Raw genomic sequence first — 13,502 nt, forward strand, 5'->3', positions numbered from 1 at the left:
AAGGCCGACAACCTGGTGATTCAGGGCTGCACGATCGGCGAGATCCAGAACCACGGGATCACCAACCACCTGGCCTACCACCCGGCGGGGACCGAGCCCCGGCTCAAGAACCTCGTGATCAAGGACAACAAGGTCTACAACACCTGCCTGGAGAACCCCAAGAAGTCGGGCCAGGGGATCAGCGTCGCGGCGGACGGCTTTTTGGTCAGCGGCAACGAGGTGTGGGGCTGCAAGGACATCGGGATCGACATCTGGCTCGGGGCCACGCACGGGGAGGTGGTGGACAACTGGGTCCACGACAACGCCATGGGCATGTACGTGGACGGGGCGCGCTACGTCCGGATCCACCGCAACCGGATGAACGCGAACCGGCGCACGGGCCTGACGGTCTCCTCGGAGGACCCGGCCTTCACCACCCGCCACATCTGGATCTTCAACAACCTCTCCTACGATCACACCGCCGGCGACGGCATGTCGATGTGGGACAACTCGGGCATCGGGGCCACCGACGTGCTGTTCGCCAACAACACGCTGCTGAACAACCGCTCGACATTCACCTTCTTCGGAAGGGGCAACACGGCCGAGCTCATGAACAACCTGGGCTACGCGACCGGTCTTGCGACCTACGACGAGAGCGCCAGGTCGTCCTACGCCATGCACGACAACCTCTGGCTGACGAGCCCGACGGGCTTCGTCTCGGCGAGCGGCAAGGACTTCCGCCTGACGTCGTCCTCGCCGGCCATCAACAAGGGCAAGGCCCTGCCGGTGCTCAGGGACGACCTGGGCAACACCTACGCGATCAGCACCGACTACCAGGGGCTCGGCAGGGCGGTTTCCGCCGCTCCCGACGCCGGAGCCTACGAGCTGCAGTGAATCATCGCCCACGTCGCACCACGCATCAGCGACACATGCAACAGAGAAAAGGACGCCATGCGAAACAAGGTCACCTTCAACACGGTGGTTCAGATCGGCTCTCGCGTGCTCGAGCTGGGGAGCGCGCTCTTCGTCAACGCCTGGATCGCCCGGCACTGGGGCAGCGAGGCCTTCGGGCAGATTGGCCTCTACATGAGCCTCTCCGGGGTGTTCATCTTCATGTTCGACTTCGGGCTCGGCAACCTGCTGATCCGGACCATCGCCCAGAACCGAGCCCAGGCGCGTCACTTCGTGCTCAACGGTCTGGTCGCCCTGCTGCCCTTCTCGCTGCTCGGCAGCGCCGCGGTGATCGGGATCGGGGTGGCCATCACCTCCTCTCGAAATCTGGGCCTGCTCGTGCTGGTCGCCCTTCACCTCGTCCTGATCGCCGCCTTCCTGCTCCTCCGGGCGGCCTTCCATGCCTACGAGCGCATGGAGCTCGAGAGCCTCTCGGTCCTGTTCGAGCGGGCATGCTGGATCGCGGCGGGAGTGTGGCTCGCCCTCCGGCCGCCGTCTCTGGTCGCCTTCTTCACGTGCTTCACCCTCTGCAAGCTCCTCAACGTGCTGGTCGCGGGGGGGCTTTTCATCCGCCACATCCGGCCGCATGCCGAGCGGGCCGTCCTCAGGCTCGCGACGCAGTGGGGCCTGATCAAGCAGACCATCCCCTTCGGCCTGAGCTGGGCCTTCGACTGCATCAACTCCAGCTTCAACCTTCTCTTGCTCTCGCACCTGGTGGGCGGCGCGGAGGTGGGATGCTACCGGGCCGCCGGCACCCTGATCGCGCCGCTCTCCTTCGTCGCCGCCTCGCTCAACAGCTCCTTGCTTCCCAAGATGAGCGAGGCGGCGAGCGCGCAGGAGAAGACGCTCTTCTGTTCCTACAGCGAAGCCGCCAACCGCCTGATCCTGGCGGCGGGCATCCCGCTCGCCCTTTTCATCATCCTCTTCGCCCCGGCCATCATCCACACCGTTTACGGGGCGGGCTTCGAGCAGGCCGTCTTGCTGCTGCAGCTCCTCAGTCTCGCCATCCCGCTGCGCTTCCTGAGCCAGTCCGTCGCCACGACCCTCCTGGCTGGTGACCAGCAGGCCCGGAGCATGCGCTGCTTCGGGGCGGCCGCGGCCTTCAACCTGGCGGGCAATTTCGTGGTCCTGCCGCACTGGGGCTCGGTGGGGGCCTGCCTCGTGACCATCGCGACCGACCTCCTGGTGCTGATCCTCATGAGCCACCAGCAGGGCTTCTCGCTGGGCGGAAAGGTCATCGAGCTCTCGCCTGCCCTGAAGTGCCTGGCGATCGCTTGCCTCGTCCTGATCCCGCTCGCCTGGGCGGGGGTCCCCCTCCTTGCCGCGGCGCTCATCTTCGCGCTCCTCTACCCGCTCCTGCTGATCCGAGTCAAGGCGCTGTCTGCGTTCGAGACCAGGCTGCTCTGGAGACCCGCGAGTCTCTAGATCGAGCACCGCGCGCGTCCCTCTGGACCGAGAGCCGGTGAGGCCCCTCCCTTACCGGGAGGGGCCTCACCGGCTCTCGGCCTGGTCCCTGGGGGTGTCGCCGAGAAACCTTGGCGCTTTTGCCCTTCGAAGACCTCCGGCCGAGTGGAAGGATGGAGGGGTTCGCTTGGCCGGTCGTATCACTAGACGTCGTCCACCAACCTTCCGAAAGGAACCTTCCATGACGTACGACACGCAGCAGCACCAAGACCTGATCTCGTTTCTCTCGCGCCGCTGGCGCGTGCTGGGGCTCACCTTCGCGGTCGTGGTCGCGGCCGGGAGCGCAGCCCTTCCCTTCATCCCGAAGACGTACCAAGCCACGACCAAGCTGCTCATCGTGAGGAATGACCAGCGCATGGGCGGCTTCAACATCGCCAACGAGTCGCTGCCCCAGCTCACCATGGACAGCAAGCCGCTCCAGACGCAGGCCGAGCTGATCCGCGTCAGCCCGGTCCTGAGGGAGGTGATTGCCCGGCTGGACCTGAGGGCGGCGGACGGCAGGCCCCTCACGCCCGATCAGCTGGCCGACCAGATCGCGATCAACCCCATCAAGGGGACCGACCTCATCGAGGTCTCGTACACCGCGCGCGACCCGCAGCGCGCCCAGCAGGTCGTCACGACCCTCTGCAGCGTCTACCTCCAGCACACCGAGCGCTCTCGCCGCGAGGGGATCAGCGAGGGAATGAGGTACGTCGACGAGCAGCTCGAGGCCGCTCGGGTCAAGTATGCCGACACCGAGAGCCGCCTCCAGGCCTTCAAGCTCAAGGCCGGCAGCATCGCCCTGCCCCAGGAGATCCAGGCCTCCGTCCAGGCGCTGTACGATCTGGACCAGACCATCCGCATGCGCCGGCTCGACCTGGAGAGCGCCCGGGCGCGCGTCGCCACCCTGCGCTCCCAGCTCGGCATGACCTCCAGGGACGCCCTCGAGCTGGCCGCGATCACCCAGAATCCTCGCCTGCGTGAGCTCCAGGCGCAGCTGCTCGCCGCCGAGGCCTCGCCGCTTCGCTCGCAGGGGCTCGCCCCCGATCACCCCGAGATGCTCGCGCTCGCCGATCGGGTCGCCGTTCTCAAGCGATCCATCGAGGAGGAGATCCAGGGCACCCTCGGCCACAAGGCAACCGTGCGATCGCTCGGCGACGTCCAGCTGGGGCTGCTCCAGCAGCTCGTCATGGCCGAGACCGAGGTCCGCACCCTCGAGAGCAACCTGCATGCCGCCGAGCGGAGCCGCGCGAAGCTGAACGCCGGCTTGGCCGTTTTTCCCGGGCGAGAGCAGCAGCTGGCGCGCCTGAGCCGCGACGCTGAGGTCGCCAACCAGCTCTACCGGCAGCTGCTCCAGAAGCGGGAGGAGGCGCACCTGAGCAGGGCGGTGCCCTCGGCCTACGCCCAGGTCGTCCAGCCCGCCGAGCTTCCGGGCGAGCCGAGCTTCCCCAGGAAGGGGGTCTCGATTCCCGCCCTCTTCCTGCTGGGGCTCTCGACGGCCTTCGGCGCCGGGCTGCTGAGAGAGCAGCTCGATCGCTCGCTGCGCTCGCAGGAGCTCGCCGCCTGCCTCCCCGAGGTGGGGATCATCGCCAGCATCCCCACCCTCTCGCGGCACGAGCTGAGGCGCGGCGAGCTGGTCGTGAAGCACGCGTCGAGCCCCCAGTACGTGGAGGCCCTCAAGGCCCTGGCGATCGCGCTCGAGGATCGCTACCCGGCCGGCGGCGAGGGGGCGGTGCTCGCCCTCACCAGCAGCCTGCCGGGTGAGGGCAAGAGCGTCACGGTGGCCAATCTCGCCTTCTGCCTCGCCGAGGCGGGGTACCGGGTCCTCCTGGTGGACGGCGATCTCAACCGGCCGCGGCTCCACGCGGTCTTCGGGGAGGAGAACTCCAACGGGGGCCTGGCCGAGCTGCTCAGCGAGCGCATTCACCCCCAGGATGCCGTCCGCCAGGTCGGCAAGGTCGGCCTGGTGAAGGCCGGGAAGGCCAAGCTCAACATGGCGCGCCTCAAGCGCAACCTCAAGCCCGCCCTCGACGAGTGGCGCCAGGCGTACGACTTCGTCCTCTTCGATCTGCCCCCGCTCGGCATGTTCGCGAACGTGGCCTACTTCGCCAAGCAGTGCGACGGAGTCATGCTGCTGGCCAACCTTCAGCGGACCTCGCGCGAGGCCTTCGGGATGGGCCTCCAGCAGTTGCGGAGCACCCGCATCCCGCTCGTGGGGCTGGTCGCGGTTGCGCAGCGGGCCCCCCTGGTGCGGATGTCGGGCTACTACCTCAGCGCCGGGGAAGGGGAGCGCCCATGACGCGGCTCTCGATCGCAGGGGCAGGGGCGTCGCTGCGCCTCGTGCCCTGGTGCCTCTTCCTCTTCCTGCTGCCGTTCGAGCGCCTGATCATGGGCTTTCGCCTCTGGCTGCCCTACAACCTGCTCGGAGTGGGGGCGGCCCTCCTGCTGGCGCTCGCTCCCCATCATGCCGGCGCCCAGGCGAGACTGCAGAGCCTCGCGGTGGCGTTCCTGACGATGGTGCTCTCTTTGAGCTACTTCTTCTCGCTCGATCCGGATGCGTCCATGCGGATGCTCGTCCTGGTGGCCTTCCACTGGCTGACCTACGCCCTCGCCTCGCTGGCCTCGCTCTCACCCGGCGAGTTCGAGAACTCCCTGAAGGCGCTCATGTGGGGCGGGGCGTGCGCGGCCCTCGCGGCGATCACCGCCGCCACGATGGGCCAGATCGGGGATTTCGACGGGCTCGAGCGGCCGACGCTCGTCGTCGCCGGGGTGCAGACGGACCCGAACTTCTTCGCCGCGGGCCTGTTGATCCCCTACGCGATCGCCCTCTTCCACGCGAGAAAGCGCCCCTGGTGGGGCCTCGCCCTGGCCGTCCTGATCGGGGCGGGCGTCCTCCTTCCCCAGTCGCGAGGAGGAGCGATCGGCCTGGTGGTCGTGACGTTCGCGAGCCTCCTGATGGCGCGGCGCTGGAAGGCGGCCCTCTTCCTGGGCGGGGCCCTGCCGGCCCTGTACCTGACCTGCTCCGCTGCGCTAGGCCGCTTCGATCTGCTCAGCGACACGAGCGGGGCGGGGAGAACCCAGGTGTGGCAGGCCCTCCTGGCCAAGGGCCTCGACCACTGGGCCACCGGCATCGGGCTGGGGGCCTCTCCGCGGGTCACCTGGTCGGCAGCCGGCCTCTTCGAGGCCCTCGAGCCCCACAGCCTGTACCTCGAGGCCTTCGTCGAGGCGGGGATCCTGGGGGGGGTGGCCCTGCTCGTGGTGCTCACGACTCACCTCTGGGGCCGGCAGGGCCATCCCCTGGTCGGCCCCGTTCGCGCCGGCTTGCTCGGTTTGTTCGCCTCGGCGTTCTTCCTCCACTTCCTGCCCTTCAAGCTCATGTGGGTCGCCTGGATTCTAGGCTCCCACCTGACGTCGATGCGAGCGCGCGAGGCGACCCCGTCCGAGGCGCTCGTCAAGGATCTCGATCCCCCCGTTCCTTCGTACCCGCAACGTTGACCAGAGGAGGCAGCAGCCATGTCGCACCACACCTCGCACCCGACCCGCTGGGGTATCGTCCTGGCCTTTTTCGCCGTCCTGTCGGGACAGCTCCCGGCCGCCGCGCTCGGGGCCGACTACCGGCTGCGCGACGGCGACGCCGTGAGCGTCTCGGTGCTCGGTCACCCGGACCTCTCGGTCCAGGCGCAGCCCATCCGGCCCGGCGGCCAGATCTCGATGCCGCTCATCCAGGCGCTCTCGGCCCAGGGGAAGACGGTCTCCGAGCTGACCGACGAGCTGACCGGCGCTTATCGCCCCTTCCTGAACAAGCCCCAGATCAGCGTGACCGTCGCCAAGTTCCGCCCCATGCGCGTGACCATCCTGGGCCAGGTGGGCAGGCCGGGCACCTTCGACTTCGAGGAGGCGCCGACGCTGGTCGACGTGCTTGCCACCGCGGGGGGGCTGAGCGAGCGTGCCGCAAGAAACTCCATCAAGGTCGTGGGCCCCGCGGGCTCGGGCAAGACCTACGACCTCGATCGGCTGCTGTCTCGCCAGGAGAGCAACCCTCTGATCCAGGAGGGTTCGATCGTCGAGGTCGGGGAGGTCTGGGGGCCCGACCTCTACCGGGTGACCATCCCGTTGCTGGCGGCCTTCGTCTCTTCGGCGGTATGGCTCCTGCGCCCCTGAGCCCGGGGTTGCCCCGGTCGTCCCACAGGCCTTGAAGCTCCAACTTGCTCGCTGTGTAGGGAGGAATCGTATGTCGTCAGGATCCATGGACTACGCCCCGGAAGATTCGAAGCTCCTCTTCTCCCCGGCCCTCGCTCCCGACAGGGCCCTCGGCTCGGCCCTCCACGCCTGGCTGCTCGCTTTGCGCGAGGCCGATCGGCGCCTCATCCTGTTCCTCAACGATGGGGCCTGGACGACGGCCGCCGCGCTCGGCATGCTCGCCTGCTCGGCTTTGCCCCTCGCCCAGGGCGGCGGGCTGTTGCTCGCGTGGCTCGTCGTCTCGATGGGCTGCTTCTACTCCTCGGATCTCTACTCGCTCGGCTCGCGGGGGGCCCGCCCCCTGCTCAGGGGGATGGCGCTCGGGGCCTTGGCGGCGGCGCTCGTCGCCTGGCGCCTGGGGGCGCCCGCCGAGCTGTTCTTCGCCCTCGTGGCGGCGGCATGTCTTGGGGGCGGTGCCCTGCTGATCAGCCGCAGCCTCCTCACCGACCTGTTCGCCAGCGCCGCTTCGAGTCGCCGGATGCTCTTGCTGTGCGAGGAGGCAGAGGCCCTGGAGGTCGTCGACGAGATCCGGCGCCACCCCCAGTGCGGCCTGCTCGCGCTGGGCCTGGTGACCGACGCGGCAGCCGCTCCGAGCCTGGACACCCTTTCGGTGCTGGGGGCACCGAGCCACCTGCCCGCGCTGGTCGCTCACCTGCACTCCGACAGCATCCTCGCAGGCTCCGGCGCCCTGCGCGGAGCCGAGTGGCGAAGCCAGCTCGCCCCCCAGGAGGAAACCATCGACCTGCCCAGCCTCTTCGAGCGCCTGAGCCGCCGGATCCCCGTGCGCTACCTCGACGAGCGCTACTTCATCGAGCGCTTCACCTGGACGCGAGGCTTCGGCTACCGGATCGCCAAGCGCCTCATGGACCTCGCCTTCACCCTTGTTGGCCTGGTCCTCGCCCTCCCGCTCTTCCCCTTCGTCGCGGCCGCCATCTACCTGGTCGATCGGGGCCCGCTCTTCTACTCTCAGGAGCGCGTGGGCCTCAACGGGCGCAGGTTCAAGGTCTACAAGCTCCGCACCATGCGCGTCGACGCCGAGAAGGGCGGGGCGGTGTGGGCCAAGGCCGACGACGACAGGGTCACCCCGGTCGGGCGCTTCTTGCGCCGGAGCCGCCTCGACGAGGTCCCTCAGCTCTGGAACATCCTGCTGGGGGAGATGAGCCTGGTCGGGCCGCGCCCCGAGCGGCCCGAGTTCGTCGCGGAGCTTGAGCGCGCGATCCCCCATTACCAGTGCCGCCACCTCGTGCTGCCCGGCCTCACGGGCTGGGCCCAGGTCCGCTTTCCTTACGGGGCCTCGGTCCAGGACTCCGAGGAGAAGCTCAACTACGACCTCTACTACCTCAAGCACCGATCCTGGTGGTTCGACCTGCTCATCCTCCTGCGGACCGTCGGGGTGGTGCTCAACAAGACCGGCGCGCGCTGATTCGCCGCTGCGCGCGGATGTTAAGATGGTTCTTCCGGAGGCCATCCGGCGGCCGCCGTTCGTAGGGCGGCCGGGATGGCCTCGTGATTAGGAGGAACCATGGCCGTAGAATCCGCCCCCATCGCGATCGAGCTCCCCGACGGGTCCAAGCGTGAGGTCCCTGGGGGCTCGACGATCGCAGACCTCGCCGCCTCGATCAGCCGCAGCCTTGCCAAGAAGGCCGTCGCCGCCCGCCTCGACGGCGAGCTGGTCGACCTGTCGCGTCCCCTGACCCGCGAGGCCAAGGTCGAGATCCTGACCCAGGACGCCCCCGAGGCCCTCGAGGTCCTGCGCCACTCGACCGCGCACCTGATGGCCAACGCCGTCCAGCGCCTCTTCCCCGGCGCCAAGGTCACCATCGGCCCGGTCACCAGCGACGGCTTCTACTACGACTTCGACTACGAGCGCGCCTTCACCCCCGAGGACTTCGAGAAGATCGAGGCCGAGATGCGCAAGCTCTCGGGCGCCGACCTGAAGGTCAGCCGCGAGGAGGTCGCCGCGGGTGGCGGTGCGGCCAAGGCCGGCGAGTTCGAGGCCCAGGGCGAGCCCTACAAGGCCGAGATCCTGCGCGACATCCTCGAGAAGGACCCCCAGGCCGTGATCTCGCTCTACCACCAGGGCGACTGGTCGGACCTCTGCACCGGCCCGCACCTGAGCTCGACCGGCATCATCAAGCACTTCAAGCTGCTGAGCACCGCGGGCGCCTACTGGCGCGGCTCCGAGAAGAACAAGATGCTCAACCGCATCTACGGCACCTCCTACTTCTCGGACGCCGACCTCAAGGCCCACCTGACCCGCCTCGAGGAGGCCGCCAAGCGCGACCACCGCAAGCTCGGCAAGGAGCTCGAGCTGTTCATGTTCTCGGAGGCGGCGCCGGCCATGCCGTTCTTCCTGCCCAAGGGCGCCTACATCTACAACAAGCTCGTGGCCTTCATCCGGGATCTCTACGATCGCTACGACTACCAGGAGGTGATCACCCCGCTCGCCTACAGCCCGGAGATGTTCCGCACCAGCGGTCACCTCGGCAACTACAACGAGAACATGTACCGGCTGTGGACCGAGGACGAGTGCGCCCACGCCGAGCCGGGGCACCTGCACGAGGAGCTGCAGGCGGACTCCTTCGTGCTCAAGCCGATGAACTGCCCGAGCCACTGCCTGATCTTCGGTACCCGGCGGCGCTCGTACCGCGAGCTGCCCTGGCGCGTGGCGGATTTTGCCCGCCTGCATCGCTACGAGCGCGGCGGGGTGGTCCACGGCCTGGCGCGCGTGCGGTCGTTCTCGCAGGACGACGCGCACATCTTCTGCACGCCCGAGCAGGTCCCCGGCGAGATCGAGAGGTTCATCAAGTTCCTCTACGAGGTCTACGAGGTGCTGGGCTTCAGCGAGGTCCAGATCAAGCTGGCGACCCGCCCCGAGAAGCGCATCGGCTCCGACGAGCTCTGGGATCGAGCCGAGGCGGCGCTGGCCAAGGGCCTCGAGAGCGGCGGCCTGCCCTACGAGATCCTTGAGGGCGAAGGGGCCTTCTACGGCCCGAAGATCGAGTTCCACCTGAAGGACGCGATCGGCCGGACCTGGCAGCTGGGCACCATCCAGTACGACTCGAACCTGCCGGATCGCTTCGACCTGATCTACATCGGCGAGGACGGCAAGGAGCACCGGCCCGTGATGCTGCACCGCGCGATCCTGGGCTCGCTGGAGCGCTTCTTCGCGGTCTACCTGGAGCACTGCGCGGGGGCGTTCCCGCTGTGGCTCGCCCCGACCCAGGCCGTCGTCATCCCCATCTCCTCGGAGAATGACGACTACTGCACCGAGGTCCTCGCCAAGATGAAGGCGGCGGGCCTGCGCGTCGAGCTGGACAACCGCAACGAGAGCCTCAACTACCGCATCCGCGAGGCCCAGGTCCAGAAGATCCCCTACATGCTGGTCGTCGGCAAGAAGGAGGTCGAGCAGGGCACCCTGGCGCTGCGCAAGCGCACCGGCGCCCAGGAGGTCCTGAGCGTCCAGGAGGTCATCGACCGGCTGGTCGCCGAGGTCCAGACCAAGGCCCTTCCCCAGGCCGTCGAGGCCAAGTAGAGCGCCCGTGCAACAAGCCCCCGCCCCGGATTCCGGGGCGGGGGCTTGTTGCACGCCTAGTGGACGCGGCTGGGGAAGGGCATCTCCATCTGGCGGGTGGGGACGAGGTTGCGGTTGTGGCTGTAGCCGATCAGCTGGTTCAAGTCGTTGACGCGCCGGCCGATGTCGTCCAGGTGACGGACCGCGCCGGTGACGGGATCCGGGACGTCGTGGCCCGTCATGAAGGGCGAGAGGGTGGCGGGCTCGTTCGCCTTGCGCGGCCGGACCTGGAGGAAGGCCTCGCCGGGGGGGAGGGTCTGCAGGCCGCCCTCGCGCAGGTGGCAGCCGTTGCAGGTGTTGAGCGAGAACTTGAAGCGGGCCTCCGGGTTGACGCCCGAGGCCTTCCAGAACAGGGGCGGATCGCTGATGCCCGCCGGCGGGAAGTCGCCGGCGCCGGGCACGAGCGCCGAGCCCGCGAGCATCCCGGCGGGAACCTGGTGCTGCTCGGCGAGGATGTCCTGCTCGTTGCGCCTGATGTAGTTGGCGAGCGCCTGCGTGTCGTTGAGCGCGATCTGCGGGGTGAGGGCCACCGGCGCGGGTTCGAGCTGGCCGCCGCGGGCGACGTGGAACTCGCGCATCTCCCAGGGGTGGTCCTTGAGGAACTGGAAGAAGTTCACGAAGTTGACGGGGTCGGCGGGGTTGGGGGGGCCGAACTTCGCGATCGCCTCCTGGGTGGAGAGCTCGATCTCGTTGGTGCGCAGCTGGTTGAGGGCGCTGCCGTTGGGCTTCGCGCGGTTGGCGCCGCCCTTGGCGAAGACGTCGGTCAGCTTCTGGAGCTCGGCGTTGTACTGGGGCCCGAAGTTCATGGTGCCCAGCTTGTGCCACCGCATGGCCCAGTCGGTGACGAGCCCCATGCGGATCTTGGCCAGCTGCTTGTTGTTGGGATCGTCCATGCGGTCGTACTTCATGCCGCCGAGCATGTTGAAGTCGACGCCGTACTCGAAGATGACGGTGAACAGGGGGCGGAACGGGTTGTTCTCGCCCTGGTCCCTGAGGTCCACCACGCCGAAGACCAGGCGGCCCTCGCCGGCGTTGCCCACCTTGCGCAGGTCGACGCGATTGGTGATGGCCAGAAGGCGGAAGGGCGCCTTGCTCATGTCGAGCCGGCTACCACCGCTCGCCTGTTTCCATGGGTCGATGATCAGGTCCTTGATCGCCTTGCGGGCCTGGACCTTCTGGCCGTTGACGTAGACGTCCTTGGTCCACTGGTTGAGCCAGTTGAGCACGAACTGCTCGGTGTTCTTGCCGCCCGAAAGGCCGTTCATCAGGGCGCCGAAGCTCCAGGGGCCCATGCCCTTGGCCCGGTAGTCGTTGACCACGCTCAGGTCGGTGACGACCAGCTCCTTGTGGGCGGCGATGGGGGTCGGCTCGCCGGGAGCGAAGGAGCCGCCCGCCTGGGCCTCGCGAGAGTCGCCGCTCGGGGCGGCCAGGTTGCCCGCCTTCAGGTTACAGCCGACCAGGGAGAGCGCCATGGTGGACACGACCACCCCGCTCACGATGGATCCGATTCTGCTTCGCATGCACACACACCTCTCTAGCTGATGACGGAGCCGATTGCCGCGCCGGGGCGAACTCGATCCGGTCGGTCTGCGTCGGTTCTTGCTTCGTGTGGCGTTGCACATACGCCGTGGCAGGAAGGGGGCGATGGGGCCGGGGGACGGGGCCACTGCCAGGCAACCGCGTATCATCCTAGCCAGAGTCCCCCCATAATACTTGGTTGGTTTCATCAAGCTTGGTTGTTCGGATCGAAGCTCCCAGAGAGCTTGGGGCGAACTGAACAAGCGAGCGTCATTCCTCCGCCGCTATGATCGGCCGGCCCATCGCGGCGAGGAGGATCCCATGTTCATTCACATGATCGGCCTGAGCCATCGGACGGCGCCGGTCGCGGTGCGCGAGCGCGTCGCCGTGCCGGCGCACGGCCTGCAGGGGGCCCTCTCGGATCTCCTGGCGGATCCCGGCGTCCTCGAGGGGGTGATCCTCTCGACCTGCAACCGGACGGAGGTCTACGCGGTCACGGCGGATCCATCGCTCGGCATCGAGGCCCTGCGCCGCTTCGCGGCGCGCGGCGGTGCCGACGCGGGGGGCTTCGAGGCGCGCGCCCAGGGCGAGGCCGTCCTACACCTCATGCGGGTCGCCGCGGGGCTCGAGTCCCAGCTGCTGGGCGAGCACCAGATCCTCGCCCAGATCAAGGAGGCTCTCGCGGCCGCGCAGCACCAGCGCGCCGCCGGCGCCATCCTGGATGCGCTCTTTCGCTTCGCGCTCAGCGCGGGCAAGCGCGCACGATCCCAGACCGAGATCGCGCGCGGGGCCGTCTCGGTCTCGGGGGCCGCCATCCACCTGGCGCGCGAGCATTTCGGCTCGCTGCGGGGCCGCGCCATCCTCATCCTCGGCAGCGGCAAGATGGGCGAGCTCGCAGCCCGCCACCTCGCGGGCTCGGGGCTCGATCGGATCTACGTCGCCAGCCGCACGCAGGGGGCGGCCCGGCGCCTCGCCGAGGCGACGGGCGGCGAGGTGGTCTCCTTCTTCGCCCTGGACGAGGTCCTCGCCCGGGTGGACGTCCTGGTGTGCTGCACCGGGGCGCCCCATCACGTGCTCTCGGCCTCGGACCTCGCGGGCCTTCACGCGCGCCGGGGCGGTCGCGAGCTGGTGCTCCTGGACCTCTCCATGCCGCGGAACCTGGATCCCGCCATCGCGGATCTGCCCGGCATGCGCCTGTGGGGCCTGGACGACCTCGAGGCGATCGCCCGCGAGCGCCGGCAGGAGCGCGCGGGGGTGGTGAGCGAGGTGGAGGCCATCCTGGAGGAGGAGCGCGCGGCCTACCTGGCCTGGCTGCGTTACTTCCAGATGAGCCCCGCCATCGCCTCCTTGCGGGACAAGGCCCACCAGGTCCGCGCCGGCGAGCTGGAGCGCTTCCTGGACAAGTACGCCGAGGCCTTCTCGGGCGATCAGCGCCGCCTGATCGAGGAGCTGAGCCAGGCCATCGTCAACAAGCTCCTGCACGGCCCCCTCTCGCGCCTGCGGGGCATGAGCGCGCAGGAGCAGCGGCAGCACGTCGGGACCTTGCAGGACCTGTTCGACCTTCCGGTCGAGGACTTCGCCGTGCACTACCGGCGGCGGCTCGTCGCGCGCCATGACGCCCTTCCCTCGCCCTAATTTCGGCATGATCACTTGATTCGAGGCGGCGATCTCTTTCTCCGTGATCATGATCGCCGCATTTGCGGCGATCGGGTGAAAAAACTTGCGCCCAGTGCATTTAGACGCGGGATCTCTGGGTAGAATAGCAGTAGAAAGCTTTTCGACGTTCGATCGCTCCTAA

General features: G+C 68.4%; 9 protein-coding genes. 8 read left to right on the forward strand and 1 reads right to left on the reverse strand.

Annotation, left to right across the window (positions count from 1 at the left end; genetic code table 11):
* The 7 genes from V6D00_02570 to thrS all read left to right on the forward strand — a co-directional run.
* The coding region (locus V6D00_02570) for a right-handed parallel beta-helix repeat-containing protein (protein ID HEY9898043.1) at positions 1 to 873 on the forward strand (873 nt) is incomplete at its 5' end.
* Positions 874 to 930: 57 nt separating this feature from the next.
* Entirely contained in the window at positions 931 to 2,355 is a 1,425-nt protein-coding gene (locus tag V6D00_02575) for a flippase (protein HEY9898044.1), read from the forward strand.
* Between the two features lie 220 nt (positions 2,356 to 2,575).
* Positions 2,576 to 4,672, forward strand: a complete 2,097-nt coding sequence (locus V6D00_02580) for a polysaccharide biosynthesis tyrosine autokinase (protein ID HEY9898045.1) — start codon at positions 2,576 to 2,578, stop codon at positions 4,670 to 4,672.
* Positions 4,669 to 5,868, forward strand: coding sequence for an O-antigen ligase family protein (locus V6D00_02585; GenBank protein HEY9898046.1), 1,200 nt, complete (start codon positions 4,669 to 4,671; stop codon positions 5,866 to 5,868). Before V6D00_02580 ends, V6D00_02585 begins: the two co-directional genes overlap by 4 nt.
* 18 nt (positions 5,869 to 5,886) lie before the next feature.
* On the forward strand, positions 5,887 to 6,534 hold the full coding sequence (locus V6D00_02590) for a polysaccharide biosynthesis/export family protein (protein HEY9898047.1): 648 nt from the start codon (positions 5,887 to 5,889) through the stop codon (positions 6,532 to 6,534).
* A 70-nt stretch (positions 6,535 to 6,604) separates the two neighbouring features.
* A complete protein-coding gene (locus V6D00_02595; protein ID HEY9898048.1) occupies positions 6,605 to 8,035 on the forward strand; it encodes a sugar transferase in 1,431 nt (476 codons plus the stop codon).
* 99 nt (positions 8,036 to 8,134) lie between these two features.
* Positions 8,135 to 10,147, forward strand: coding sequence for a threonine--tRNA ligase (thrS, locus tag V6D00_02600; protein HEY9898049.1), 2,013 nt, complete (start codon positions 8,135 to 8,137; stop codon positions 10,145 to 10,147).
* A 56-nt stretch (positions 10,148 to 10,203) separates the two neighbouring features.
* Here thrS and V6D00_02605 read toward each other — a convergent pair whose 3' ends face one another.
* On the reverse strand, positions 10,204 to 11,706 hold the full coding sequence (locus V6D00_02605) for a hypothetical protein (GenBank protein ID HEY9898050.1): 1,503 nt from the start codon (positions 11,704 to 11,706) through the stop codon (positions 10,204 to 10,206).
* 319 nt (positions 11,707 to 12,025) lie between these two features.
* Here V6D00_02605 and hemA point away from each other — a divergent pair, with 319 nt between their 5' ends.
* Complete coding sequence (hemA, locus tag V6D00_02610) at positions 12,026 to 13,339, forward strand: glutamyl-tRNA reductase (GenBank protein HEY9898051.1); 1,314 nt, start codon at positions 12,026 to 12,028, stop codon at positions 13,337 to 13,339.
* Positions 13,340 to 13,502 lie beyond the last annotated feature (163 nt).

This window comes from Pantanalinema sp., assembly GCA_036704125.1.
GTDB lineage: Bacteria > Cyanobacteriota > Sericytochromatia > S15B-MN24 > UBA4093 > JAGIBK01.